We start from the raw sequence: 26,091 nt of genomic DNA on the forward strand, positions 1-26,091 counted from the left end.
GAGGTGCGAACGGGGCAGCGCTCCCTCTTCCTCCCGCCTCTGGAGAGACCCGACCGTGCCCGTCTTCCACGCCACCAGCGAGTACGGGACCCTGCGGCGCGTCGCCATGCGCCACGCCGCAGGCTTCACCCGCACCCTTCACGGACCCGGCGTCCACCCCGTCCTCGCCCGGCAGATGGCCACCAGCACCTGGGCCCCCTACGACCCCGCCGTCGTCCGCGCGCAGCAGGACGCCCTGATCGCCTTGCTGCGCTCCCGGGGCGTCGAGGTGGTCCTCCTGGACCCGGCTCCCGGGTGCTCGGCCCAGCACTATCCCCGCGACCTCGCCGTCGTCATCGACGACGTCCTCGTCCTGGCCCGGCTCAACTCCGCACACCGCCGGTCGGAGACCGACGCGTTCGCCCCGCTCGCCGCCACCGCGCCGAAACTCGCCCGCCTGACGGCCGGCACGATCGAGGGCGGCGACGTCCTGCTCCACGACGGCCTCGTCCTGGTCGGCCTCGGCGAGGAAACCTCCCCTACCGGGGTGGCCGCGCTGCGGTCCGCGCTCACCCGGTTCGGCGTCGACCGCGAGGTCGTCCCCGTACGGTTCGCCACGGCGGGCATCGTCCACCTGGACGACCACTTCACCATCGTCGCCCCGAACACCGCCCTCATCCACCGCCCGGTCTTCACCCCGGGACGGATCCGCTGGTTCGCCGAGCGCTTCGACCTGATCGACGTCACGAACGCTGAAGCCCGCGCCGTCCAGGTCAACGTCCTGGCCATCGCGCCGGGCACGGTCGTCGTCGCAGAAGGCTCCGACCGCATCGCCGCCGAACTCAACGCCCGCGGCATCGAGGTCCTCACCGTCGACTACTCCGAAGTCACGAAGATCCCCGGCTCTCTGCGCTGCACCACCCTCCCGCTCCACCGCACCTGACCCCACCCCACGCCATGCCGGCGTCCGGCCCGCCGCCCCGGGCCGGCCCCGGCACGCCCCTGTGCCCGCCTCCGCGCCGGGCCGCCGCCCGTTCTCTTTCCCGTGTGGAGGAACCGTTCCCGTGGAGCCCATACCGCCGTCGATCGGCACCGTGCCGCCGCTGCCCGCGCACACCCTGCTGCTGTTCCTGCTCCAGACCGGCGTCCTGCTCGGCCTCGCGCTCGTCCTCGGCCGTCTCGCCCGCCGGGCCCGGCTGCCGGGCGTCGTGGGGGAGCTCACCGCGGGCGTCCTCCTCGGGCCCACCGTCCTCGCCGCCCTCGCCCCCGGCCTCTCCGCCCGGCTCTTCCCGCCCGACCCCGTGCAGATGCACCTGCTGGACGCCGTCGGACAGCTCGGCGTCCTCCTCCTCGTCGGCTTCACCGGCATGCACCTCGACCTCACCCTCGCCCGCCGCAACGCCAAGGCCACAGCGGCCGTGAGCGCCGCCGCGCTGCTCTTCCCCCTCGCGCTCGGCTACGCCCTCGGACGGGTCCTGCCCGCCGGACTGCGGCCCCCCGGCGCCGACCCCACGCTCTTCGCCGCGTTCCTCGGCGTCGCCCTGTGCGTCAGCTCGATCCCCGTCATCGCCCGGGTCCTGGGGGACATGGACCTCCTGCACCGGCCCGCCGGACAGATGATCCTCGTCGTCGCCACCGTCGACGACGCCGTGGGCTGGCTCCTCGTCTCGATCGTGACCGCGCTCGCCATCACCGGCCCCGGCCCCGGCGAGATCGCCACCCCCCTGGTGCACCTCGCCATCCTCATCCTGGCCGCCCTCACCGCCGGCCGCTGGACCGTACGGTGGGTCATGCGGTGGGCCGCCCGCGCCGGCACCGGGGCCCCGGCGGTTACCGCCGTCGTCGTCCTCGTCGTCCTCGCCTCGGCGGGCGCCCAGGCCCTCGGCTTCGAAGCCGTCCTCGGCGCGTTCCTGTGCGGGGTCCTCATCCGCACCACCAGCTCCGAACCGGTTGTCCAGGCCCGGCGGCTCGAACCCCTCGACACGACCGTGCTGGCGTTCCTTGCCCCGCTGTTCTTCGCCCTCGCCGGGCTGCGGATCGACCTCACCGCCCTCGCCCGCCCCACCACCGTGCTGTGGGCGGGGGCCGCGCTGGCCGTCGCCGTCGCCGGCAAGTTCCTCGGCGCGTTCACCGGCGGCGCCCTCGCCGGACTCGGCCGCTGGGAATCCCTCGCCGTCGGCGCCGGGATCAACGCCCGCGGCGTCGTCCAGATCGTCGTCGCCGTCGTCGGCGTCCGCGCCGGACTCCTCACTACCGAGCTCTACAGCATCATCGTCCTCATCGCCATCACCACCCCCCTGATGGCGCCCCCCATCCTCAAGGCCGCGATGAAGCGTATTCCCCCGGGAGCCTGGGAGCAGACCGCGCCCCGCCCGGGCTGCGCCAGGTCCGGCCGGACCGCCGTCATGCCCCCGCACACAGGCTGACGGCCGGCAGGATGCCGCCCGTCCGCGACGCCCCGGGCGGGACATCGCGGACGGGTCAGGAACACCACCCCGCTCCGCAGGACGGGAGGGCACCGGTATGGGATCAGGACACCACGCTCAGGTGGGTCGGCCAGCCGAAGCCCTTCCGGTCGAAGAGCCGGAACATCTTCTTGATGTGCTCAGGGTGCAGCTTCACGCACCCCCAGGACTTGTAGTCGCCGTCGCCGTCCCAGCGGCGGTTTGTCCCCCTGGGGCCCTGGGTTCCGTTGCGGTTCATCTCGGAGTGGATGAACATCTCCTTGCGCGTCGTCGTGCCCGCCGAGCAGGGCATGTCCGCGAGGTAGATGGCGTAGCCCTTGATCAGCTGCCCGTTGTAGGTCCGGTCCTTGAGTCGGATCTTCCAGTTGCCGTTCGGGAGCCAGCCGCGTTCGCGCGTGCAGTCGTTGGTGCTCCCCAGCCCCGATCCGGCCCGGTACTCGGCCCACAGTGCTGTGCCTTTGTAGACCCGCAGCCGCGAGTCGGAAGGGTTCTGCGGGTTCTTGTCGAAGACCAGGCGGGTGGCCCCGGACGCCTGCGGCGCTGCGGAGGGGCTCTGGGCGGTGGCGGCCGGTGCCAGGGCGAGAGTGGCCGCGACGAGCCCGGCGATCAGGGCACCGCGCGGCTGACCAATGGTGGTGATCATGGGACTTCCTCATTCCTCGCGCGGCCCGGCGCTTCCGGGTCGCGCATGTGCCATGGGGTGGTCGTGTATGCGGGATTCGCCCCAGGGGCGGCCCCGTGCCGGTACGGCGCCAGCGCCGGGCCCGCCCCTGGGGCGCGGTCAGGCGACGGCGAGGCGCGCCTGGGCCGACTTCGTTCCCCATTGATGCGGACCTTGGCGCACTTCAGGGATCAGTGGGCGGAGGCGCCGTCGATCACGGGGGACGCGGAGGAGGGACAGGTGGCGGCGTGCGCCGGACCGGCGGTGCCGACGGTGAGCCCGGAGGCGAGGACGGCGGCCGACAGGGCGGAGACGATGGTCGTACGGGCGCAGGACATGATGGCCCCTCTCGGGCAGGGTGCTGATGGAGGATCGCGGACCGGGTAAGGAATCCGGAGCGGTGCCCGCCGACGGGCGGGAGGTCCGGGAGTGCCGGTCGCTGACATCAGAATGCCCGGGTGAAGGGCTGGGCGAAGAGGTTTGCGGCCCCTTGCCCAGGCGCATGGATGCGCCCTGCATGGCGGGGCTCCGGCCTGCGGCTATGCCCTGATGCACCAGGGTTCCACTGCCTGGTTGGCATACCCGGCGGACCATGCCGTGCGGCACGGTGCTCCCTTTACCCGGGTGCGGAGGGCAGTGGGCTGCCGCCTTGCTGATAGGCCGGTGCCTTGACCGGAGGGCGCTGGTTCCTCAGGAGAGCGAGCCAGGTGTGCACGTCCACCAGGCCGGTGACGGGCAGGCGCTGAGAGCGCTGGAAGTGCTTCACGTCCTCCGCCGTCGCCGCGGTGAACCGCCCCGACACCGGCGTGCCACCCTGGCCGGTGTTGTGCAGGAGTTCCTGTGCAGCCCGGACCTCGAACGGTTTGGACCCGGGCCCCACCACTTTCACCAGCTCCGGCCAGGTCTGATCGCCCACCTTGCCGTCAGGCGGGAGATCCCGGCTGCGCTGGAAGTCCATGACCGCATCCTGGGTGTCCCGCCCGAAGAAGCCGTCGACCCGCACGTCGTAGCCGTGCGCGTTCAGCAGATGCTGCAGGGCCCGGCCCGGGGTGAACTGATCCTGCCCGCCGATCCGCATCAGCGGCCACTGGGACGACGCCCCGGTCTCCGAAGCGGCGGGCCCCTCACCCCCGCCGGCGACGGTGGTGCGGTCCCGGTCCGTGAGCTGTCCCTGGACAGCCATTCCGGCGGCGAAGGACACCACTACCGCCATCACCACCAGGGCAGGACGTAACCGCAGCAAACGGGACCTGCCGCTCGCACGACGGTCGTCGACAGGATCCGCCGAATCGGCGGACTGCACTGGGCTGGTGCCGGTGACGGCCTGATGACGGGTGTTGTCCCGCAGCGCGGCCCGGCACAGCTCCCGTGCCCGGTCGAGGTCGGCCCCGGGCGCGCGCAACTGGGTGTGCAGCGCTTCCACCACCCGCACGGGCGCGACCGCGGGGTGGTTCGGGTTCAGGTAGCGCGACAGCGTCGTCTGATCGACGCCCAGCCGGCCGGCCAGCGCCTGTTGTGTCGGACGGGTACGACCGGGCGGGTCCCCCGCCTCCTCCCACCAGCGGCGCAGCATCCGTGCGAGCTGTACTCCCGCACTGCGCTCGCGTTCTCCGTCGCCAGGATCCTGGCCCATGCGCGTACCTCCCTGTCCCCCATCGGAACTCCAGGCCCCGCAAGCCGCTGCATATATGGCATAACAGCAGGTCAGAGCAGCGCATACGCGCGGCCGTCGATGCATGGGGCCTGGAGGCGCCGATCGTAGTGATCCTGACCGCCCGCTTCCACGCGACGTGTCGGCGGCCGCCCCGGTGCCTGGTCCCGCTCCGGAATCCCGTGACCTGCTGCCGCGCTCGTGCTCCGGCCCAGGGTGAGCCGATACGGAGCTGGGGCCTGGGCGTCACAGTTCACCCGGACGAGTGCAGCACGCGGCGACGCAGAAGAGGGTGCCCGCGGTCTCCGAGACCGGACGAGGCCAGAAGGTGACCAAGGGACCGGGCCCGGCATCACCTGTAGCGCCCGCAATAGGCGTGAACTCGGTTCGCCATACGGATGGTTGAGGACGCTTGCTCCGTGCAACACTCGGCCTATGGAGCGAGAGAGGATCTCACCCACGTCCCGGACGTGGCTGCCTCAGCTCCTTGCTGCCTGCTCGGGACTGACCCTGGTTGCGTTGAACGGGTGGGTCGCCTCGGCTTCCGCAGCTGTTCCGATGCTCACGCGTGGATTCGCCTCGCCGAATCGCCCCGAATCCATCTGCCGAGTGGGCAGACCTGGTCTTCTGGCCCTCAGACCGTGATGGCGTCTCTCCCCGCCTTCCCTTGGTGGAGCGGGCCTTCGTGCGTGGGAGCGCCTTGAGGAGCAGGGCCCCCTCCACCTTCTTCGTGGGTGAGAGGACAGAATGACCATGGCCGTCCGAAGCAACAGCAGTCGACCGACGCAGGACGCGCCGCCGGCTGGGGGCAGTTACGCCGCTGATGCTCCATCGACACACGACGGCGGACAGGCGTCCCAGTCCGACCGATCGGCAACGAATCAGAAGGTTGCAGGAAACGCCGCCCGTGAAGGGATTGGGGGCGTAGCCAAGGGCATCGGCGTCGGGATGGGCATGTGGGTATGGAGCCAAGCCAAGCGCGGCCGATTCAGCCGGCCGCCCGTGCCCGCCGCCCCGGCCCACCGGCGCTAGAAGTCGGCGAGGGGCTCATTCGCAGCCAGCTGTGCGAGGCGGGCGGCCAGCCGCGGGCTCGCCAGCCCCTGAGCGGCAGCTGCGGCGCGGCGCGTCAGATCGGCGTGCTCAGCCGTGTCCCCTCTCAGACGGGCCAGCGCGGCGCCGGTGATCAGCAGTTCCACGCTGTCGCGCCTCCGGTCCCCGGGCAGGTCGAGGGCTTCCTTCAGCGCCTGTGTCCCGGGCCCGGCGAGCCCGGCGACCGTGCACGCCCACGCCGCCTGCGTCTCCAGTTCAGGCCGGTCGAACCAGGCGATCCACCGCGGCTCCGCGACTGCTCCGGCACGGCGGAAGCAGTCCCGGGCCCGGCCGACCGCCGCCAGGGTCTGCTCCGCGTCGCCGTTGAACGCCCACGCCCGCGCCTCGGTGACCGCCGCATAGGCCCGCACCAGCGGCGCGGTCCCCTCGGAGGCGAGGACGGCGCTGCGCGCGTGGGTGAGGACATCGCGGCGCTCCCCCTGGGCGGCGGCGAGACGGGCCTGGTGGATGTGGACCCGGGCGATGCGGGCCCGGTCGCCCACCGCCTGGGCCAGGCGCATCGCCTGGAGGTCGTAGCGCTGGGCCAGGCCGGGGAGCCGGTCGTCGTACGCCATGCTCGCCATCGCCAGCACCGCGTCCGCCACGCTCCCGTACAGCCGCCGCCCCGCCCGCGCCGAGAACTGCCCGTGCAGCAGGGGGGTGGCGTGGGTGCTGAGGAACGCGGCGAAGGGACTGCGGAACCGGCCCCCGCCGTGCTGCGCGTCGAGCCGGCCGTAGAGGTCGGTGTGGTCCTCCAGCAGGTCGATGTCCGCGGCCTGGACCCGGTACCCGCCGTGTCCGGCGATCTGTGCGTCGGGCGGCATGACGAGCGCTTCGCGCGAGGCGGGCGCGAACACTGCGGGCGAGAAGGTGGACTTGACCAGGCTGCGCCGCTTCAGGGCGTCGAGCTCCCAGAGCTTCGACAGCATCCGCACGGCGTGGGCGAGGTCGCGGTACTCCAGCGACACGGCGGCGATGTCCGCGGTGGCCGCCGGCCAGCCCAGGCTCTGAGGGGTCACCGGGCGGCGCAGCGCCGACGAGAGCACGTGGCAGGCGGCCCCGGCGAGTTCGGCGCTGGGGACGGTCTCGGCGCTGCGCCAGCGGGACACGGTGCTCGGGCTGACCGTGTGCGGCAGTCCCAGGGCGTCGCAGCGTTCCCGGACCCTGCGGGCGAAGCCGCGGACCGACCAGCCGAGGTCCTCCAGTAACTTGCCCAGCTCCTCGCTGGAGCCGCCGGACCGCGCGCCGGAGCCAGAACGCGTCATCACACCACCATCCGTCGTTGTGCCGGGACTACCGCCGGCACCGGCCCCCGCCGTGCCGGTGTGGCCTGTGGCAGGACGGAACGCGTGCGGGCCGCCCGCCGCCGCGGGGCTGTGGAACCCGTGCGGGGGAGGGGGCCCGGCGGGCGGGCATCGGCGGAGGAGGACCCGATTGTGAGATCAACGGCACGGATTCGTACATGAGTTGGAGGGGGTCCCGGTGGGGGTCCCGTTCGCGGGACCGCTGCGCGCGGGCCTCCCCGGGTGGTTGGATGGACGGTGTGACCGAGCTCACCGGACAGCGTCTGGCCCGTGCCCGCCAAGCCCGGGGGATGACCCGCGTCGACCTGGCGCAAGCGGTCCGCGCGGCGGCCTGGCGCCGTGGTCTGCGCTCCGGCGCGGACAAGCACCGGGTCCGCAAGTGGGAGGTCGACGGGGTCGTCCCCGACGCGGACTCCCAGAGCTACATCGCCGAGGCCCTCCAGATCCCCCAGGAGGCCGTGGACGCCAGTTCGTGGCCCCACTGGCTGCCCCCCGTGGCGATCCCGCTGGGCCCCTTCAGCACCGTTCCCGCGCTCCGAGAGGCTCTGACCGTGGACCGACGCGCCCTCCTCCTCACCGTGCCCGCCGCCGCCCTCACCGCACTCGCGGCCGACTGGGCCCACGCCGACGCCCACCCCCTCGCCCCCGCCCGGGACGGACAGCCCGTCGGCAGCGAACTCGTCGACGTCCTCGAACACACCGCTGGCCGCTTCACCGCCCTCGTCACCGAGCAGCGCCAGCACACCGCGCCCCTCCTCGACGCGCACCTGACCACCGTGAGCGACCTCGTCGCCCACGGCCGCTACACCCGCCCCCTCGGACTGCGCCTGCACACCCTGGCCGCCGGCCTCGCCCAGAGCATCGGCTGGCACCGCTTCGACCTCGGCCGCCACCAGGCCGCCACCGCCTACTGGACCGCCGCCCTCCACAGCGCCCACGCCGCGGACGACCGCGACCTCGGCGCCGCCGTCCTCGGCGACCTCGCCTACGGCGCCGCCTGGCGCGGCGACCACACCACCGCCGGCGCGATCCTCCACCACGCCCTCGCCCGGGCCGACCACCCCGCCGCCCAAGCGCTGCTCCACCTGCGCCGGGGCCGGGCGCTCGCCGCGCAGGGGGAGAAGAAGGAAACCCTCCGTCACCTCGCCGCGGCCGAGCACCAGCTCGGCGCCGCCGCATCCCGGGAACGCCCCGCGTTCTGCACCTGGCTCTCCACCGCAGACCTCGCCATCGACAGCGGGCAGGCACTCGGGGACCTCGGCGACCCCGGGGCCCACCGCCTCATCAGGGAAGGACAGGACCTGCTGCCGGCCGCCCGCGCGAAAACCCGCGGCGTCTTCCTCGCCTATCAAGCGGCATCGCACCTCGACCGGCGCGAACCCGAACGCGCGGCCGCAGCCGCCCGGGAATCCCTCACCGTCGCGCGGACCATCGGAGCGCCCCGCTGCGTGCGGCTCGTCGAAGACCTCGTCCCCCGCTTCACCCTCTACCCTCACGCCGAGGGCGTCCCCGAGCTCCTCACCCTCGCCCGGGCCGCCTGAACGACAGCCCCGGAGGATGAACCCGCACCGGCACGGCCCCGTGCCCGCCGACACCCGCGCCCGGACACTCACCACCGCCCGCCCCCTCCCGCTCGCTCCCCGGCCGGCCACCGGCCCCGGATCCCCCAGACAACCCCCCGCCCGGACCCACGGGGAGGCACACGAGGGGGCACACGTTTCCGACCCCCGAACGCCCGCCGCCCAGACCCCAGGGAGGGCGGGCCGCACACACAGCAGCGCCGCCGCCCGCAGGACGGGGTACCAGTGACCGGCGCGCCCCGTACAGCGAGAGGTCCCAACCGGCTTCTGGAACAGCTCCTCGACACCGCAGCGATCAGCCGCAAAGCCCTGGCCGGGCGCGTCAACACCCTCAGCGCCCAGGCCGGAACCCCCAGGTCGTACACCCACACCCACGTCACGCACTGGATCCGGGGCAAGCACCCGCGCCCGCCCGCGCCCACGCTCATAGCGGCCGTCCTCGCCGAGCACCTCGGCCGACCGGTCAGCCCGGAAGAGATCGGCATGGGCGCGCCGGACCCCGACGGCGCCGCACTGGGGCTTGAATTCCCCCGGGACCCCGACGACGCCCTCGCCTACGCCGCCCGCTACTGGAGCTCCGTGGAACGCCGCACTCTCCTCGCCACCCCCTTCGCCATCAGCGCCTACACCAGCCCCACCGTCCGCTGGCTCGCCACCCCCGCCGACCCCGCCTCCGGGCGGCACAGCGGGGGCCGCCGCGTCGGCCGCGCGGACGTGGAACAGCTGTGGACAGCCGCCGACCGGGCCCGCCAGGCCGACGCCCGCTACGGCGGCGGGAACCCGTCCACCGCCGTCCTCGGCTGCCTGAAACGCGCGATGCCGCTGCTCCACGGCACCTACACCGCCGAGACGGGCCGCGACCTGTTCGCCGCCACCGCCGAGCTGGCCCGCATCGCCGGCTGGAGCGCGGTGGACAGGGGCGAACACGCGACCGGACAGCGCCACCTCATCCAGGCCCTGCGCCTCGCGCGGGCCGGCGGCGACGTCGACGCCGGATCGTACGTCCTGTCCACCATGGCGCTGCAGAGCTTCCTGCGAGGACACCTCACCGACGCCGCCGACATGGCCGACGCCGCCTACGAACGCGCCCGTCACGGCGGCGCCCCCAGAGTTCTCGCCTTCGCCAAGATGGCATCCGCGCACGCGCACGGCCGCGCCGGGGACGCCCGCGCGGCCTCCGCCGCCATCGCCACGGCCGAGAACCTCCTCGACACGATCCACCCCCACACCCGCGACCCCTCCTGGCTCGCCTATCTCGACGCGAACCGGATCGCCTCGGACGCCTCGGAGATCTTCCGCGACCTGGGCCAACCCCGCGCCGCACTGCGCTGGAGCCGCCGGGCGGCGCCGATGCCCGCCCGCACCCGCACCCGCTCCGTCGGACTGCGCACCGCCGTCGAGGCCACCGCACACCTCCAGCTCCGCGACCTCGACCACGGTCTCGCCAGTGCGGACAGAGCCCTGACGATCCTGTCCGGCGTCCGCTCCGCCCGCGCCCGCGACTACCTCCGCGACGTCACCGGAGCCCTGCGCCCCTGGACCCGCGAACCACAAGTCGCCGACTTCCTCCACCGCGCCGGCGGCGCCCTCGCACGGACCTGACCCCATCCCGTACTGCGCCACGGTCATCCGGGCGTGACACGCCATCGTGAACCGGCCTTCCCGCAGACGGTGTCTCTCACAAGCGGACCTCCTGGCGGGTGCCCCCGGGGCGGACTCGCCCCGGGAACTCAGAAGATCGGGGACGGGTCAGACCGTGAGGTGACGGGCGCCGTCTCCGCAGGGCCAGGGCACCGAGCGCGGCACCAGCGTGTCCGCCAGGACGGTGCCCTCCCACAGCTTCACGCCCCGCTTGTCCTGCGGGGCGCTCACCACGCGAAGCCAGCGGTCGGCGGCCCGGCGGGACAGGGTGCGGCCCTGCCACCGCCACACCTCCCGGCCCCGTACGGTCACGCCGAGGGTCCGGGCGGCCAGGGCGTGGGCGCGCCGCATCCGCACCCGGTCCGCGTGCTCCCCCGGTGCGGTGAACACTGCCACCGCACTGCCCGGGGTCTCCGCCGGGGTGCTCATGACCGCGCTCCGGGAACGGGCGGCCGGATGCCCGGGGCCGACGGGCCGGTACCGGACCGTTCCCCGGCGGTCGCCAGCTCCGCACCGGAGTACGGGCCATCGGCCGGGGAGCTGGTGGTCCGGGGCGGGGTGCGGAGGGGATAGTGGTGGGCCGGGGGATGGTCGATGGGCAGGTCGGGGCGCCACAGGCTCAGGCACTGGGCGCTGGGGGTGAACAGGCCGTCCGGGAGGGCGTCGAGGGGGTGCCAGCGCCAGGTGCCGACCTTCTCGCCGGGCTGGTCGGCCGGGATTCCGGACCAGGTGGTGACGAGGGCGGCCACTGTCGCGCGGGGGACGCCGGCGGACACCGCGCTCCCGGCGAGACTTGCCGACTCGCCGCACAGGTAGGCGCTGAATCCGCGCCCGGGGGGCGGTGCGGCGGTGGCCTGGTGTGTCACCGGTGGGCTTCTTCCGCGAAGGTACCCACCAGGAGCGGGATTCGGGGTTCCGGAATCACGCTTCCTCCGCCCCGGCCGGCACTCCCTGATATCCGGACGCCTGAAGGGCGAACATCTGCGCGTACTCGCCCCGCTTCTTCATCAGCTCGGCATGTGAGCCCGACTCCACGATCTTCCCGCCGTCGAAGACGTAGATCCTGTCGCAGTCGACGATGGAGGCGAGCCGGTGGGAGATGAGGACGGTGATCTGCCCGGGCCGCCGGGTGCCGTGGAGCACGGCCTGGTACACCGCGTGCTCGGCACGGGGGTCCATGCTGGCGGTCGGTTCGTCGAGGAGGAGTACTGGGGCCTGTTTGTAGAGGCCGCGGGCGACCGCGATCTTGGCCCACTGGCCGGCGGAGAGTTCCTGGCCGCCCGCGAACCGTTTGGACAGCAGCGCCTTCCAGGTGCCGGGGAGAGCGGCGATGACGGTGTCGGCGCCGGACGCGGTCGCTGCGGCGTGGGCTTGCTCAGGCTCGGCGGTGGTGATCGTGCCCCGGGAGACGGTGATGTTCGCCAGTGCGGTGAAGGGCAGGTGGATCGGGTCCTGGAGGACCATGGCAACCTGCTGGTGGAGGGAGACCGGGTCCAGTTCGCGCGCGTCCGTCCCGTTCCAGGTCACGGTGCCGGCTGTCGGGTCGTACAGCCCGGCGATGAGTTTTGCGCAGGTCGACTTGCCGGAGCCGTTGGCGCCGACGAACGCGATCGTCTCCCCGGCCCGGAGGGTGAGGTTGATGCCGTCGAGGGCGGGGGTGTCCTTGCCGGGGTAGGCGAAGGTGACCTTGTCGAGCCGGATCTCCTCCACTTCCTGCGGGGCGGGGAGGCCGCCGGTGCGGGGCAGCCGGGTGCGGCAGTGGGCCTGCACGGCCTGGAGGTCGGTGACCCAGAGCGCGTTCTCGAAGACGAGGTGGGAGAGGTTGACGAAGGTGGTCAGGGACTGGCGGCCGGACTGGATGGCGAGGACGGCCCCGGCGCCGACCGCGAGGGGGATCCAGCCGTCCAGCAGCATCAGGCACAGGGCCGTATAGGTGAGTCCGGCGCCCAGCCCGCCGAAGGCGCGCCCGGCGAGGGTGACGCGGGCCGCGCTGACCCCGAGCCGGGTGTCCTCGGCGGCGATCTTCTCCGCGATCCGCCGGTGCTCGGCCAGCAGCGCGTCCTGGGCAGTGGTCGAGCGCAGCTCGGCTGCGGAGTCCTGGTCGAGCAGCAGCCAGGTGAACACCCGCAATCGGCGCTGCATCGCGTTCCACCGCATGTAGGAGTGGAAGCGGTCCCGGGCGGAGCGCACGGCGGCGGCGCCGACGGGGAGGACGGACAGCGGGAGCATGAGGATCAGCAGCGGGTGGAGCACGGCCAGGACGCCCGCGGTGGCGACGATGTCGAGTGCGGCGGCGGCGACCGCGACGACGTTCCCGACGATCTGCCGCGCGTAGAACAGACCCCGGTCGGAGGCGCGGTGGACGGCGTCGTGCCACTCGGGGTCCTCGACGGCCTCCAGCCGCACCCGCCCGGCCAGCGCGTAGAACTCCGACTCCAGCGCGATACGGATCTTCGGCGTGAGCCGCGCCTCGGTGGCGGCGACCCCGGCCTCCAGCAGCGCCCGCAGCGACAGCAGGGCGACGACGAGGACCAGCTGGGGGACCGCGGCGCGGATCCGGTCGGGCGTAGGGCCCGAGCCGAACAGTTCGCGCAGGACACCGACCGAGGCGACGAGCCCGAACGCGGCCATCGCCGCCGACGCGAGCTGGAGAACGACCACCAGCACGGTGGCGCGGCGGTCGGCCCGCCACGCCAGAGCGCCGACCTGCCGCACGATCCGCGGCAGCCGGCCGAGGATCTTGCCGACGCTCGCCTTCGCGGCCGCCCCGTCGTGGATCGCCCAGAACGCCGTCGTCATCCCGTCCGTGATGTCGCCGTCGTCGTCCGGGCCGGCGGGTACCCGTGCCGGAGGGAGAGGCAGGGCGGGTGCCGGCCGAGGAGGCGGGACACACCCTGGTCCGGCGGCCTGGTCCGCCGTGCTGTGCGCCTCGGTCATCGCCGGCTCCCTTCCGGCCGGGGGCACAGTCCGCCCCGGCGTTCGGGCGATGGGGATGTGCTGGTCTTCAGCGCCACAGGCGTGCTCTCCTCGTCTGTCGGCCGGGCCCCGGGATGCGGGGCGGCCGTCGGTACGGTTGCCCGCAGACCGGGCAGTGGGTGGGGCGGAGTGCTGGGGGTGTCCGGGTCAACGACCGGGCCCCCGCTTTCGAACGCACTCTTTGAGCCGGGCCGGGAACCGCATGGACAAGCGAATTCCCGGGGTTGCAGTGGCCACCGACCCGTGCCCGGCACGGGTCGGCGCCGGGCTGCGCGGTGGCCGAAACGCCGGGGCCGATGCCGGTGTGACGGACGGGTTTCCCGCACGCCGCGTGGCCGGCCGGGTGAGCACGGGAACGGGTCGCCGGGCGGTGAACCCGGGGCGGCCTCCAGGCGGGGAAGAGGCGTTGGAGGATGTGGTCCCGGACGGCCCCGGGGGTCGTCGTCGGGGGCGTGGGGAGCCCGCACGGCGCCGGGGCGGCGGGTCAGCCACGGCGCCCTCCCGGCTGGCGGTGGACGGACCAGACCATGCCGATGGCTTCGAGCCGCGCGATCTGCCCTTCGGTGAGGATCCCTTTGGCGTATTGCCGGCGCTGTTCGCTGATCCAGGTCCCGAGGCCGAGGTCGTCGGGAGCCGGGGTCCGGTAGCTCTGGGGCACCAGGAGGTTGCCGTGCTCCTGGTAGTAGACGGTGGCCGCCCGCAGATGGGTGTTCCACCGGTACGCCTTGAGGTCCCAGACCATGCCGATGGCTTCGAGCTGCGCGATCTGTTCTGCGGTGAGAGTCCCTTTGGCGTATTGCTGGCGCTGTTCGCTGATCCAGGTCCCGAGGCCGAGATGGTCGGGAGCTGGGGTGCGGTAGCTCTGGGGCACCAGGAGGTTGCCGTGCTCCTGGTAGTAGACGGTGGCCGCGTCCAGGTACCGCTGCCGCAGGTGGGCGTTGACGTCCCACACCATGCCCAGGTCGTCGAGTTCCCGCCTCTGCTCGGCGGTCAGGGCGTCGCGGCGGGTGCGGAGGTTGTTGAACCAGGCGCCCAGGCGGATCGGGGGGTCGTCGTCGGTGACGTACTTCGCGGGGACCAGGAGGTGACCGTGCCGCTCCCGGAACGCGCGCGCGGCCGCCATGTTGCGCTGCCAGGCTTCGTCCGCGTGCCGTTTCCATCGCATGCCGAGCGCGGTCAGATCGGCCTTCTGCTCGCAGGTGACGGGGGTTTCGCCCAGACGGACGCGCGAGAGGTAGTCGCCGAGCGGTTCCCCGTCCGGGGTCCGGTAGGCGGTGGGGACCCGCAGGTGACCGTGCTCGCGGTGGAACTCCCGTGCGGCGGCGAGGTAGCGCACCTCGGCGGCCCGGTGCCGGTCCCAGACCATGCCCAGCGCGTCCAGGCGCCGGTAGCGGTCGGGTGGCAGCTTTCCCCGGGCGGCGAGGTCACGCTGGCGGACGATCCAGTCCCCCAACCGCAGCCCCGACGGTGTGATGACCGAGACCTGCAGACCGCTCAGGTCACCGTGCCGCTCCGTCCACTCCTTGGCCGCGCCGTAGTACTCCTCCCACGCGGCACTGGCGTGGCGCACCATCTGGACGCCGATCGCGGCGGCGAACGACGCCGGGACGGGGGCGCCACTGAAGTGGAGCCACGCGGGCAGCTCGTCCGCCGTGCCGGGGCCGCTGCCGCGGCCGAGGAGTATCCGCCGCTGGTCGAAGTAGGCGGCGAGCTCGTCGTCATGGTCCCGCAGCGCCTGAGCGACCCGCCACACGGTCTTGTAGGCGCAGGACTCCAGAGCGGTCGCGGCATCCTGGCCGGGCTCCAGCAGCACCGGGATGATGACCGATGCCGTCTTGTCCGGTGTCCCGTCCAGCCGCATGGCCCGCCCCAGCGCCTGCACGGTGTCGATCGCGCTGTCCCGTCCGTCGACGAAGGCCACCGCCTCCACCGCCGGGGTGTCCACGCCCTCGCCGAGCACCCGCGCGTTGGAGATCACCACCCGCTGGGGCCCGTCCGGGCGCAGCAGCTCCAGGATCTGCCGCCGCTGCCGCCCGGACTGCTTCCCGTGCACGCAGTCCGTCACCAGCTCCACCCCGGCCCCGGGGTGGAGGAGGGCGGCGACGGCAGGCAGGGTCCTGGCGAACCATCGGGCGTCGCGGACCCGGTGGTGGTAGGTGAGCAGCCGCCGGATACCGAACTCGTCCATCGCCCGCAGGACGGCGATCTGCCTGGCCAGCATCGGCGCCGAGACCGCGGTGCGGCCCACCCTGAACACCTCCGGATCCCGCTCCCCGGCCAGGGCCAGGCGCCGCACCTCGGCGTCGGTGACGACCGCCACGATCACCCGGTAACCCGCCAGCAGTCCCAAGGCACGGGCCCGCGCGTACGGCAGCCGGTAGGACACCCGGCCGAAGATCTTCTCGTCGTCCATGCTGATGACGGCACCGTCCTCGCCACCCTCGCCCGTGGTGATCCGGGGCGTGGCGGTCAGATACAGACGCCGCTCCACCGGCACCAGCACCTGGTCGTGCACCATCGACCACTTCCTGCCCTGCACACCGGCCGACCGGTGCGCCTCGTCGACCACCGCGAAGCGCCACGGCCGGGCGCCGTGGTCACGGTGCGCGGCCACCAGCACGGGAACGCTCTGGTAGGTGACGGCCGCGGTCACACGCCCCGGCCCGGACAGGACACCGGCCAGTTCCGCCGGATCGGTGGTGACCGTCACCTCCAGCGCCGTCAGATCCGCCCGCGTGTCCCGGTCCATCACCTCCCGGTCCGAACACACCGCCACCACCCGGCCCAGCCCCTCCCGCCCGGACGCGCCCTGCCACGCCCCCAGCGTCTGCGCGAGCAGATCCAGCGTCGGCACCACGATCAGCACCGGTTCCGACGGGGCCAGCACCCCCGCGGCCTCGAACGCCACCCGCGTCTTGCCGCTCCCGCACGCCATCACCACCAGGGTGCGCACCGTCTCCCGCAGCGCGCAGCACACCGCCTCGACCGCTTCCTCCTGGTGTGCCCACAGCGGCGTAGTGGTGTTCACGGGCGGGTTCCGTCCTCGGACGACGCGGACGGGGTGCTGGTGCCCGTGGCCTGGTCGAGGCGGGGCCGGGGGACGGCGGTGGAGCGTGCCGGGTGGTGGCCCGACTTCTCTGACTTCCCGGGCGCCTTCGTGCCGACGCGCACGATGGCTTCCCGGAGGGCGATCGTGCATCCGATGAGGAGGCCGGCCCCGATGCTCCACAGGCCGATGAGGGCGGCGGTGTTGTAGAGGGCGTGGGCGGCGAGGAGGGGGACGATGCGGCGGTGGCGGGCGAAGAGGCAGACCGCCACGGTGGCGAGGATGAGCTGGGCGAGGGCGGGAGTGCCGAGGTAGAGGTGGCCGGCGACGCGGACGACGACCGGGATCACAGCCCATTCCCATACCGGTCGGCCCGCAGCCCGCAGAAGGGTGATCACGCAGGCGGTGACGACGAGTTCCTCCGCCACCACCCCCCACGGGATGCTGAACAGCAGATCCGTGGTGCCGTCGTAGCCGAGCGCGGCCTCCTGGCCCTGCCGGGGGACGGGTCCGGGGCCGTGCGTGCGCAGGAAGGCGGTCACGGCCCCGGTGACGGCCAGCGCGGCCAGGTACGCGAGCCAGGTGTCACCGGCCGATCCGCCCTCGGGGCGGCGGGTGAGACCGACACGGCCCGGGCCGATGCCGCGCGCGGTCAGCAGTTCACCGGCCAGCCAGGCGAGCAGGACCGCCGACGCGAGCCGCAACGGGGTCACCGCCCCGCCGTTGACAGAGGTCACGCTCTGCGTGACGTCGGCGGCGGCCACCGCCGCGGCGAGCACGAGCCGGCCGAGCCGGGCCGGGGCGCGGTGGCCGCAGGTGCGGGTCGCGATCAGGGCGAGGAGCCAGATCCCGGCCCCCACCGGCGCTCCGGTGTGGACCAGGGTGTTGCCGTATGCCGTCCACCGGGAGGACGGTTCGGCGCCGAGAAGGCGGGCTAAGGCGAGGCCGGAGCTCCACAGCATGGGGGTGGCGGCGACGGCGAGCAGCCGCACCACATCACCGTAGGCGTGTGCGGCAGACAGGGTGTCATGCCCGGGGGCGTGACCGTTCGGGTTCCACATGGGCGGGCTGGTGTTCTTTCCGGTCGGTCGGGCGGATGACAGTGGAACGGCGGGCTCCGGACTCCCGGCGCGCGGTTCCGGGGTGGTCACGGCCGCGGGTCGGGGGCGGCGAGGCGGGTCGCGATGCGCTGGGCGTCCCGGCGGCTGACCGGGGTGTAGAGCGTCAGGGCCTGTTCGAGGAGTTCACGGGCCGGTGCGGGGCGGTGAGCGTCCTGGTGGGTGAGTGCGAGGAGTTCCAGGCTGCGGGCGTGCCAGCGGACCACGCCCAGGGCGGTGAACTCGTCGACCGCCCGCTCGCCGGCCTGGACGGCGGCCGGGTCGTCACCGGCGGCGGCGTACGCGCGCCCCAGCCACGCCAGGGCCCGCCCGGCGTCCACCCGGTCGCCGATCTCCCGGAGCGCCGCCCGGGCGGAGGTCAGCCGGCCGACCGCCTCCCTGGCAGCCCCGGCGTCGAGATCCACTTGCGCGAGGGCGGTGTCGCTCAGGGCCACCGCGCGCCGGAAGGTCCGCGCCCCGGCCTCGTCGCCGGACGCAGCCGCATTACCGGCGAGGGCGGCGCGCAGCGCCCGTGCCTCCTGAAGCGGCGGGCGGGCCGCGCGGGGGTCGTCGGCGGCAAGACGGGTGGCGCCGAGGTCGTGCAGGGCCTGGGCTTCGCCGCGCTGGTCGCCGTCTTCGCGGGCGAGCGCGAGGACGTCGTCGAACGCGGTGATCGCCTCCGCGTGCCGGGCGTCGCCGCGCAGCCCGATGCCGAGGGTGTTGAGGAGTTCGCGTTCGGCGAGCCGGTGCCCGTCCGCGCGGGCGGCTTCGCGTCCGAGCGTGTGGGCCTCGATCCACAAGGCGTAGTCGTGGACGAGCCGGAGATGGGGCCACAGGGCGTGGACGAGCTGCCAGCAGGTCGCGTGCAGCCCCAGGCCGTGGGCGGCGCGGACGGCCGGCAGGAAGTTGTCGCGGTGGCCGTTCAGCCAGGCTCCGGCCCCGTCCGTGCCGGTGAACGGTACCGGTGCCTGGGGCGGGTGGGCGTAGGTCCGCGGCAGGTGGCGGTGGGTGGGGGTGAGGAGGCGTTCGGCGGCGGTCAGCACACTGAGGTACCAGTCCAGCGCCCGGCGGACCGCCTCCTCCCGCTCCCCGGCGGTGCCGCTCTCCTCGGCGGCCCGGCGGGCGTGCGCGCGGGCGGCCGTGTGCAGAACGAACACCTCGCCCCGCTGCGGGTCCCCTCCGCCGTGGTGGAGCAGACCCGCGCGGGCCAGCGTGTCCAGGTGCTGGCGCGCCTCGTCCGGGGTGAGGTCGCAGGCCGCGGCGGTCAGTTCCGTGTCGGTGTCGTGGCTGAACAGCAGTCCGAGGGTGCGGTAGACGCGGGCGGCCGGCGCGGGAAGGCTCTGGTGGGCGTGGTCGAGGAACGTGTTCACGGCGGCTCCGAAACGGTCGTCGCGGTCGGACGGGGCGGTGTGTGCGGTGGCGGACAGCGCGGCCGCCGTCTCGGTCACCGACTGGTCGGGCCGGGCGGCGAGGGCGGCCCCGGCGATGCCGAGGGCGAGCGGCAGCCCGGCGGACAGGCCGACGATGGCCCGCACAGCGCCCGGGTCGCCGCCGGTCCGGCCCAGTCCGGCGATCCTGGCCAGCAGCGCTGCGGCGTCGGGCGGCGCGAGCGGGGTGACGGGGTGGAGCAGGGCTCCGTCCCGCGCGAGGTCGGCCGGCAGCCGCGGACTGGTGACCACGACCAGGTGACCCGGGCCGCCCGGCAGCAGAGTACGGACCTGGTCGGCGGTGTGGGCGTGGTCCAGGAGCAGCGCGACCGGCTGCCGGGCGGTCGCCGACCGCCACCACGCGGCCCGCTCCCGGATACCGGAGGGCAGTTCGCCGGGGTGAAGGGAGCGCAGCAGATACCCGAGCAGCTCGCCCGTGCCGGCGGGGTGGCCGTCGGGGCCGGTGAGGTCGGCGTAGAGCTGCCCGCCCGGGAACTCCTCCCGCAGTTCCTCCAGGAGCCGGGCGGCCAGGGTGCTGGCGCCGACGCCGGGCACGCCGTGAAGGACGACGATCCGCACCCCCGCCACTCCAGTCTGCCGGGCGAAGACGGTCAGGGCCTCCAGGTCGGCGGTGCGGTCGGTGAACGTACCGGGTGGCGGAGGCACCTGCCGGGGAACCGGCGGCCCGGCCGCAACCGGCGCATGGAAGTGGACACTCCCGATGTGCCCGGCCTGCACGACCGGACCATGCACCACGCCCCCCACACGATTGTCACTGCGCCCCGGGGCCGGCAGCGCGCTCATGCCCGCCCCGGCGGGGGGAGGGAACACCACCGGGCCGACCGCCGTGCCGGCGGCTCCCCGCATAACGGCCGGGCCCGGGCAGAACCGGGCTCCGGGGACCAGGCAGCCGCCGCGGTCCCGTCTGAGGGTGCCCTCGGTCAGGAGATCGGCGATGACGAGCCGGGCCTGCGACAGGGACACGCCCAGGTGTTCGGCGAGATATCCGAGCCGCAGCGGGCCGGGAGGATAAGTGCCGTCGGCGACGCCGGCACGGACACGGTCGGCGAGAACCGCGACAGGGATGTACGGGGGCCGGGAGTCACGGATGGCCCGCAGCAGATCGCGCAGCGCGAACCGCTCCACCGTCAGATGCGTCAGGGGCGGCTCACCGGGGTCGACGGCCGGAACCGTGGCGGCGATCAGGGCGTCCCAGCGGGCACGATCCGCAAGGGAACGGGCCGCCTCGGCACGCCGCCGGTGAGCGGTGGGCAGCCAGCGCCGGATGTGCTCGCGCACCGTCCCGAGATGGCGGGCGGCGACGACCGGTGACCGGGCGGCGTGCTGCCCGCCCAGGGACCGCAGCAGCCGCAGCGCCCGCTCCGGGCAGCCGGGATCGTCCCCGTCCCCGCCAGAGATGTCGGACACGGGGCGAGCGGGCTGGGTGGAGTGCACAGTTCTCCCAGGAAAGGACTGACAAGAGGGCGGTTCGCCGGGCATTCGTGGGAAGGAGCAGAGCAGGGGCCGTGAGGACTCCGGCCAGCCCCTCGCACGGACCGTGGACGCCAAGTCCTCGGACAAGCGACCGCCCCCGGGGACGGCCCTCCGCTACCGCGGAGGGACTGCGTCAGCCCGTGGCCCCGGAGCGTCGGCGCCCTCACGTCCCGCCTCCGGGCCGGGCAGCTGGCACACCAACAGGCCAAAGCGGCGGGCGGCCCGCAACACCATCGAGCCGCGCCCCTGCCCCCGGGTGACGCGATGGCCCCGTGAGGGGCACCTCGGCTATGACGTCCCACAGGATCTCCCTGCGGGTGTGCCACTCGGCCACAAGGGTAAGTGCCGTGACGGGTATCGTGACCGGGTCGCCCGGCAGATCCGCCAGCAGCGCCTTCAGGACAGTGCGGTCGGCGAGATGCGCGCGTTCCCCGGCATAGGCGTGGGACAGATGCGGATACGACACCTCCGGAATCAGCGGCCACCTCCCGCCCACCACCGCACGCTGCGCCTCCGAGGCGATCCTCCACAGCCGCTGGTGCGGCGCGCCGGGGTGCCCGGTGCTCTCGATGGCGACGGTGCCGATGGCTGGGCGGGACAGCACCAGGTCGAACGCGCCGATGTCCGCCGTGCGGTCAGTGACTTCGGCGATGAGCCGGGCGATCTCGGCGGGGGTCGCGCTGTCCTCGGGGCCGGCGTGCAGGACGGTGATGTGCATCCACTCCGGCCGCACAGGGTGGAGGCCGGGATGGTGGGCGAGATCACGGTACGGCTCGTACAGGTGCCGGCGGGCGAAGTCCGTGTCGGGGATGACCAGCCAGTGCAGGTCCCTGCGCCCGGCCGGCCAGGCGTGCGTGCGGCTCTCGACCCGTGCGAAGAAGTCGTCCACGTACTTTCCTCTCTCGAAACGTCCCTGGTCCCCGACGGTGACGTGCGACAGATGTGGATAGAGGTCCGGTCGACACGCAGGAAGACGGGACAACCCGGCGCCGGTACGATGCACGCTGACCCGCACCCCGCCCCGCCCGGCCCGAGGCTGGTGCTGGTGCTGGTGAGGACCTGGGTGAGGAACTCCCCCAGCGCGGGACCAAGGTCCCCGGCGCGCTCCGGCGGGCCGGCCCGGGTGCAGACGTCGTACGCGGACCGGGGTGAGTTCGGGGACAGGGTGAGGGCGGGCGGGAGGTCCGGGCGAGAACGCCGCTGGTCCGTGCTGTCCTGGCCGTGGTCGGGTGGCCCTGCTCAGGGTGACGGTCAGCGGCCCCGCCTCCTCCTCTTCGGCGGGGCCGGGGAGTTGCAGGGGGTCCCAGTGCCAGGCGTCCATGGCCTGAAGGAGTGTGCGGACGGCGGTGGCGCGGTCGGCCGGCACGGGCCAGGTGCCGGCGGTGAGCGGGATGGTCACGGGGTCTCTCACGGGAGTCGGGATGCCAGGGGGTGGTGCCGGCGTCACCTGCTGTGACGGGGGCAGGTCACCCGGGTTTGCGCGTCCCCTGGCGGGGACGGCGCGGGATCCCGGCGCGGACCAGGACGCGGTGGACGGCGCTGAGGGGGCGGCCCGTACGCGCGGCGGTGACCCGGATGGTGGCGCCGTCCTGGGTGTAGGCGGTGATCACTTTGGCGGCGAACACCTTCGCCTCGTCGGCGAAAGGCCGCAGCCGGCGCACGAGGTTCGCGTCCACCAGGACGAGGCGGACCTCGTTGTAGGTGCGGCCGGTGTCCCTCGCGATGGCCCGCATGCTCTTGCGGCCTTTGCTGTAGGCGGTGATCACGGTGGCGGCGAACACCTTCGCCTCGTCGCCGGACAGGCGCCGGCGCCGCCGGCGGCGCAGTACTCCCGCATCGGACAGAACCCGGTGGACGGTGCGGGAGGAGCGGCCGGTGTCCTTCGCGATGGCATGGATGCTCCAGCCGTGCTCGGCATAGTTCGTGATCACCGTGGTGGTGAAGACCTTGGCCTCGGCCGGGGAAAGGAGCTGCCGGCGCACGACGCCCGCACGGTCCAGGACGTCATGCACGTCGCGATAGGTGTGGCCGGTGTCTTTGGCGATGACCCGGATGCTCTTACCGTCCTCGGTGTAGGCGGTGATCACGGTAGCGGCGAACGCTGCCGCTTCGTCGGCGGACGGAGGGCGGCGTGGGGCACGCACGGAGCGGGCGCCGGCCAGAACCCTCTGGACAGCACCGTACGAGCGGCCGGTGTCCCTGGCGATGACCCGGATGCTCTTACCGTCCTCGGTGTAGGCGGTGATGACGGCGGCGGCGAACACCTCCGCCTCGGCGGCGGACAGCGGTCCGCTCCGGAAACGCCGTTCCTCAGGCGGTTCGGTGAAGTTCATCGGGCCGGGTCCTTGGGGTACTGGAGCGGGCAGACGGGAAAAACAGGGGCACAGGGTCGCGTGGGCCCCCGGCGTGGGCCGACCACGACCCACCACCGGCGCCTGTGTCTGCAGGCGGACGAAGCAGCGGGCGGGTCACGGGACGGCGACCACCCGGGCGGTGACGCGGTCGCCACCGGCGGCCGCGCCGGCGAGGGCGCGGCCGCGGGGCACGGGATGTCATCGTGGGACGGGGTGCTCTCCGGGAACGGCCGGTCAGGCCGGCACGTCGGTGGCGGCGTTTGCGGGGGTGCGCAGGGGCGCGAGCTGGGACAGGCGCAGACCCGCTGGGAAGCGGGGGTCGGCCGCGTCGCAGGTGACCAGGTCGGTCAGGACGGCGACGGCGGTGAGATGGGCCCGGTTGCGCCCACCGCACGCTTCCTGGAGCCGGGTCAGTGCCGCTTCCACCTGGCCGGTAGGAAGACCGGTGACGTCGGAGATGTCCGCGGCGGTTGCGCCGCGCAGGGCCGCGAGCAGGACCGGCTCGTCCTCGGGGTGGACCTGCGGCACGGTGCCGGGCATCGGTACATGTTCGGCGGTGACCAGACCGTGCAGCACTCCGACACCGGACGCGTGGACGTGGCTCTGGACGGCGAATGCGTTCCCCAGCTGCCGGATGAGGGGGCCCAGCTCGTGGGGCGTGACGTCGAGATGGTCCTTGACCTCCTCGTGCGTGGCCCCGGCGGCCGTCACTCGCAGCAGCTCCAGTACGGCCGGGGCGAGTTCGGGGACATCCGGCAGCACAACATCGCTGACGGGCGAGGAAGAGGAAGGAGAAGTAGCGGATGAGGTGGTGGCAGACATAAGGAACTCCTGAATCGGTCGGCTGGCACGCAGGCCAGGGATGGAGGGGAGCACAAGGTGGGATCAGGGGGTTCGGGACGGCCCGGTCGCGGGCCCGGGGGTCAGGGCGGTCCGGTGCCGGTGAGATGCGGGACAACAGCGGTGAACGCGGCCAGCAGGATGTCCCGGACGGCCGGCCAGCACACACACCCGCCCCGACCGGGCCCGGTTCCGGTGTCGGTGCCGGGAAGCGCGGTGCCGGGGAGCGCATACAGGACGAGCAGGACGCCGAACGCCGCCGCGAGACCTGTCAGCGCCCAGGTACGGGACGGGTTTCTCACGGGCCCGCTCCCGCCTCCGGCCCCCGGCCCGGCCCGGGGTCCGGGTCGAAGGTCGGGCGGGTGGTGACCGGGGCGAACGCGTAGGTGCGCAATGGTCCGGGGATGCGGACCGGATCACCGGCGGGGGCGAGCGCGCGGGCCTGGCCGGCGAGCGCCCCGAGCAGGGATACAGCCTGCTCCAAGGCCAGTTCAGTTCCGGGGCAGAGGCCGGGCGGCCGCAGTGCGAGCGGATCGTGGGGGTGGGGGCGGTGGATGTTGAAGGCGTCTGCGTCCGGTCCCCAGACGTTGCGGTCGCGTCCCGCCGCCCCGTACAGCAGCCACACCACCTGTCCGGCCGGGATCCGCACCCCCGGCAGCCGGGTGGGCATGGTGGTGGTGAACGCCTCATGGGTGAGGGGTGGTTCGCGGCGCAGTGCCTCGGCGAGGGCGGCCCGGGCCAGGCGGGCGGGCGCGGCCCGCAGCGCCGCCCACTGGATGGGGTGGTGGGCGAGCTGCCAGATGGTCTCGGTGAGCCCCGCGATCGTGGTGTCGAGATGCTCCAGGGCGCAGAGCACATCAGGGGGCGGGCCCTGGTCCGCTCCCGTGGGCCTACCTGGTGCGCCGGGATCTGTTCCCGTGAGGGGTGAACCGCTGGTGGGCGCAGGGGTGGTGTGCAGGGCGGACGTCAGGGCCGCGGCTGCGGGGCGGCCCGGGGGCAGCCGCGGTGCGGCGCCTGCGGGGAGGCCGGCGAGGGCCATGACCGTGCCCGCGGCGAACTGCCGCGCGCATGCTGCGGCGTCGAGGACACCGGCGTGGGTGTTCTCCTCCAGCACCTGCCGGGCACGCCCGCCGGCCCCCGGCCCGATACCCGGCCCGGTGGTCGTGCCGGTCTCCGGGTGGGGTGTGCGGTGCCGGTCCCGGTGTGGTCGGGGGTCGTGGCCGGGGCCGGTGACGGCCTGCCGGGTCAGGGTGCCCAGACGGTGGGCGGTGTGGATGGCGCGGTGTCCGGTCACCGCCCACACCTCGTGGTGCTCCAGGTAGATGACGGGGCCGGTGGCGCGCAACGCCTCGTAGAGGGGGTAGGGGTCGGCCAGGGCCCGCACATCGAGCAGGTTGGCGCTGGAGGAGGGGGTCACGGTGTCCTCGTGCGGGAGCGGTTCGGGACGGAGGGCCGGGCAGCCCGGGGGCAGGGCAGGAGGGGTGCGGCGGGCGGGTGTCGGTCCGGTCGGGCGGAGAGCTGCGGCGGTGTGCGCGGGGTGTGCACGGTGCCGGTCCGTGTTCTGCCTCTGGTTTCAGGAGCGGGTGCGTCTGCGCCGGTCCCGGGATGAGCCGGCGAGGCGCTGGGACGGGGCGGGTGTGGTTGCCGAGGGGCGTCCGGGATGTCCTCGGGGGCGCAGGACGCCGGCGTCGGCGAGGACGGCGTGGACGGAGCCGTAGGAGCGTCCGGTCCGGCCGGCGATGGCGCGGATCGACCGGGTCCGGTAGGCGGCCAGCACGGTGGCGGCGAACGCCTCCCGCTCCGCGGGCCGGAGGAGGCCGCGTGGGAAGACGGGCAGGGTGTCGGTGGTCGGGGGCATGAGGGTGCCTTCAGGACGTGAAAAGAAAGGGGGCCGGGTGGGGGCGGGGCGTCGCTGCCCACGGTTGGGGGCGGGTGCGGGGTGGTTCACGGGGAAGGGTCCTTCGCGGGCGGAGGGTCGGGCGGGACGGCGGCGAGGGCGTCGTCGGCGGTCGCATGCAGGGCGAAGACACGGTCGAGGCCGGTGAGTCGCAGCACCGTGCGCACGGGATCCGTGGGGGCGACCATGCGCATCTCCCGCTGCCCGGGCCGGGTGCGGACCTTCTTGAACGCGCCGACGAGGACGCCGATCGCGGTGGAGTCGACGTAGGTCACGGCGCTGAGGTCGCAGACCACGTCCCGCTCCGTACGGGCGGCCGCCTCGGCGAGCCGGTCACGAAGGGCCGGGGCGGTGTAGACGTCGATCTCCCCCGCGACGGTGACCACGGTGCTCCCGCAGCGCGTTTCGCTGGTGATCGTGATGCTGTCCAGCACGGTCACCCCCGCACCGCCCGTTCCGGCGCCCCAGCCCCAGCGCGGGGCCGAAGGCCATCCGCCGGAACCGCGGTCACGGTCTGTGCGCCGGCCTGCTGCTCCGGCCGGACCCGGGACCGCACAGCGGCGTCCGTGCCCCGGCCGGTACGGTCGCGG

At 73.8% G+C, this 26,091-nt stretch carries 21 protein-coding genes; 4 read left to right on the plus strand and 17 right to left on the minus strand.

What is annotated here, in order from left to right; all coding sequences use genetic code 11:
* Window positions 1–55: 55 nt before the first annotated feature.
* Together SYYSPA8_RS27725 and SYYSPA8_RS27730 are read left to right on the plus strand one after the other, a co-directional pair.
* Window positions 56–922, plus strand: coding sequence for a dimethylarginine dimethylaminohydrolase family protein (locus SYYSPA8_RS27725; RefSeq protein WP_323450088.1), 867 nt, complete (start codon window positions 56–58; stop codon window positions 920–922).
* Window positions 923–1,043: 121 nt separating this feature from the next.
* A complete protein-coding gene (locus SYYSPA8_RS27730; protein ID WP_323450089.1) occupies window positions 1,044–2,405 on the plus strand; it encodes a cation:proton antiporter in 1,362 nt (453 codons plus the stop codon).
* Between the two features lie 103 nt (window positions 2,406–2,508).
* Here the strand turns inward: SYYSPA8_RS27730 and SYYSPA8_RS27735 are convergent, their stop codons facing one another.
* The 4 genes from SYYSPA8_RS27735 to SYYSPA8_RS27750 form a co-directional block, all read right to left on the minus strand.
* On the minus strand, window positions 2,509–3,087 hold the full coding sequence (locus tag SYYSPA8_RS27735; RefSeq protein ID WP_323450090.1) for a hypothetical protein: 579 nt from the start codon (window positions 3,085–3,087) through the stop codon (window positions 2,509–2,511).
* A 209-nt stretch (window positions 3,088–3,296) separates the two neighbouring features.
* Entirely contained in the window at window positions 3,297–3,443 is a 147-nt protein-coding gene (locus SYYSPA8_RS27740; protein WP_323450091.1) for a hypothetical protein, read from the minus strand.
* Window positions 3,444–3,721: 278 nt separating this feature from the next.
* Complete coding sequence (locus tag SYYSPA8_RS27745) at window positions 3,722–4,738, minus strand: peptidoglycan-binding protein (RefSeq protein WP_323450092.1); 1,017 nt, start codon at window positions 4,736–4,738, stop codon at window positions 3,722–3,724.
* 1,046 nt (window positions 4,739–5,784) lie between these two features.
* A complete protein-coding gene (locus tag SYYSPA8_RS27750; RefSeq protein WP_323450093.1) occupies window positions 5,785–7,110 on the minus strand; it encodes a transcriptional regulator in 1,326 nt (441 codons plus the stop codon).
* Window positions 7,111–7,388: 278 nt separating this feature from the next.
* Here SYYSPA8_RS27750 and SYYSPA8_RS27755 point away from each other — a divergent pair, with 278 nt between their 5' ends.
* A complete protein-coding gene (locus tag SYYSPA8_RS27755; protein ID WP_323450094.1) occupies window positions 7,389–8,690 on the plus strand; it encodes a helix-turn-helix domain-containing protein in 1,302 nt (433 codons plus the stop codon).
* A 264-nt stretch (window positions 8,691–8,954) separates the two neighbouring features.
* Window positions 8,955–10,331, plus strand: a complete 1,377-nt coding sequence (locus tag SYYSPA8_RS27760) for a sporulation protein (protein ID WP_323450095.1) — start codon at window positions 8,955–8,957, stop codon at window positions 10,329–10,331.
* 147 nt (window positions 10,332–10,478) lie between these two features.
* On the opposite strand, the gene SYYSPA8_RS27765 is transcribed toward SYYSPA8_RS27760, so the two are convergent.
* From SYYSPA8_RS27765 to SYYSPA8_RS27825, 13 genes are all read right to left on the minus strand, one after another.
* Window positions 10,479–10,799, minus strand: a complete 321-nt coding sequence (locus tag SYYSPA8_RS27765) for a hypothetical protein (RefSeq protein ID WP_323450096.1) — start codon at window positions 10,797–10,799, stop codon at window positions 10,479–10,481.
* Window positions 10,796–11,236 carry an NUDIX hydrolase gene (locus SYYSPA8_RS38425; protein WP_407706106.1) on the minus strand — a complete coding sequence of 147 codons (441 nt, stop codon included), beginning with the start codon at window positions 11,234–11,236 and terminating at the stop codon, window positions 10,796–10,798. The genes SYYSPA8_RS27765 and SYYSPA8_RS38425 overlap by 4 nt, the downstream gene beginning before the upstream one ends.
* 55 nt (window positions 11,237–11,291) lie before the next feature.
* Window positions 11,292–13,169, minus strand: a complete 1,878-nt coding sequence (locus tag SYYSPA8_RS27775; RefSeq protein ID WP_323450097.1) for an ABC transporter ATP-binding protein — start codon at window positions 13,167–13,169, stop codon at window positions 11,292–11,294.
* A 661-nt stretch (window positions 13,170–13,830) separates the two neighbouring features.
* Window positions 13,831–16,374, minus strand: coding sequence for a DEAD/DEAH box helicase (locus SYYSPA8_RS27780; RefSeq protein ID WP_323450098.1), 2,544 nt, complete (start codon window positions 16,372–16,374; stop codon window positions 13,831–13,833).
* Window positions 16,371–17,453 (minus strand): CPBP family intramembrane glutamic endopeptidase, encoded by a 1,083-nt coding sequence (locus SYYSPA8_RS27785; RefSeq protein ID WP_323450099.1) that lies wholly within the window; start codon window positions 17,451–17,453, stop codon window positions 16,371–16,373. Before SYYSPA8_RS27785 ends, SYYSPA8_RS27780 begins: the two co-directional genes overlap by 4 nt.
* Before the next feature lie 86 nt (window positions 17,454–17,539).
* Window positions 17,540–20,344, minus strand: a complete 2,805-nt coding sequence (locus SYYSPA8_RS27790) for a tetratricopeptide repeat protein (protein ID WP_323450100.1) — start codon at window positions 20,342–20,344, stop codon at window positions 17,540–17,542.
* Window positions 20,345–20,573: 229 nt separating this feature from the next.
* Entirely contained in the window at window positions 20,574–21,299 is a 726-nt protein-coding gene (locus SYYSPA8_RS27795; protein WP_323450101.1) for a 2'-5' RNA ligase family protein, read from the minus strand.
* A gap of 577 nt (window positions 21,300–21,876) precedes the next feature.
* A complete protein-coding gene (locus tag SYYSPA8_RS27800; RefSeq protein ID WP_323450102.1) occupies window positions 21,877–22,743 on the minus strand; it encodes a helix-turn-helix domain-containing protein in 867 nt (288 codons plus the stop codon).
* A gap of 255 nt (window positions 22,744–22,998) precedes the next feature.
* Complete coding sequence (locus SYYSPA8_RS27805) at window positions 22,999–23,586, minus strand: hypothetical protein (RefSeq protein ID WP_323450103.1); 588 nt, start codon at window positions 23,584–23,586, stop codon at window positions 22,999–23,001.
* A 101-nt stretch (window positions 23,587–23,687) separates the two neighbouring features.
* Window positions 23,688–23,906: a hypothetical protein gene (locus SYYSPA8_RS27810; protein ID WP_323450104.1), complete on the minus strand. Its 219-nt coding sequence runs from the start codon at window positions 23,904–23,906 to the stop codon at window positions 23,688–23,690.
* A complete protein-coding gene (locus SYYSPA8_RS27815) occupies window positions 23,903–25,021 on the minus strand; it encodes a cytochrome P450 (protein WP_323450105.1) in 1,119 nt (372 codons plus the stop codon). Before SYYSPA8_RS27815 ends, SYYSPA8_RS27810 begins: the two co-directional genes overlap by 4 nt.
* A 156-nt stretch (window positions 25,022–25,177) precedes the next feature.
* Window positions 25,178–25,462, minus strand: a complete 285-nt coding sequence (locus SYYSPA8_RS27820; protein WP_323450106.1) for a helix-turn-helix domain-containing protein — start codon at window positions 25,460–25,462, stop codon at window positions 25,178–25,180.
* Window positions 25,463–25,548: 86 nt separating this feature from the next.
* Complete coding sequence (locus SYYSPA8_RS27825; protein ID WP_323450107.1) at window positions 25,549–25,941, minus strand: STAS domain-containing protein; 393 nt, start codon at window positions 25,939–25,941, stop codon at window positions 25,549–25,551.
* Window positions 25,942–26,091: the final 150 nt, after the last annotated feature.

Source organism: Streptomyces yaizuensis (assembly GCF_034961445.1).
In the GTDB taxonomy this organism is placed as follows: Bacteria; Actinomycetota; Actinomycetes; order Streptomycetales; family Streptomycetaceae; genus Streptomyces; species Streptomyces yaizuensis.

Coding starts and splice junctions, on each gene's coding strand:
- SYYSPA8_RS27735 (WP_323450090.1), bottom strand. CDS start 3,087: ATGATCACCACCATTGGTCAGCCGCGCGGTGCCCTGATCGCCGGGCTC.
- SYYSPA8_RS27740 (WP_323450091.1), bottom strand. CDS start 3,443: ATGTCCTGCGCCCGTACGACCATCGTCTCCGCCCTGTCGGCCGCCGTC.
- SYYSPA8_RS27745 (WP_323450092.1), bottom strand. CDS start 4,738: ATGGGCCAGGATCCTGGCGACGGAGAACGCGAGCGCAGTGCGGGAGTA.
- SYYSPA8_RS27750 (WP_323450093.1), bottom strand. CDS start 7,110: ATGACGCGTTCTGGCTCCGGCGCGCGGTCCGGCGGCTCCAGCGAGGAG.
- SYYSPA8_RS27765 (WP_323450096.1), bottom strand. CDS start 10,799: ATGAGCACCCCGGCGGAGACCCCGGGCAGTGCGGTGGCAGTGTTCACC.
- SYYSPA8_RS27775 (WP_323450097.1), bottom strand. CDS start 13,169: ATGACGACGGCGTTCTGGGCGATCCACGACGGGGCGGCCGCGAAGGCG.
- SYYSPA8_RS27785 (WP_323450099.1), bottom strand. CDS start 17,453: ATGTGGAACCCGAACGGTCACGCCCCCGGGCATGACACCCTGTCTGCC.
- SYYSPA8_RS27800 (WP_323450102.1), bottom strand. CDS start 22,743: ATGAACTTCACCGAACCGCCTGAGGAACGGCGTTTCCGGAGCGGACCG.
- SYYSPA8_RS27805 (WP_323450103.1), bottom strand. CDS start 23,586: ATGTCTGCCACCACCTCATCCGCTACTTCTCCTTCCTCTTCCTCGCCC.
- SYYSPA8_RS27820 (WP_323450106.1), bottom strand. CDS start 25,462: ATGCCCCCGACCACCGACACCCTGCCCGTCTTCCCACGCGGCCTCCTC.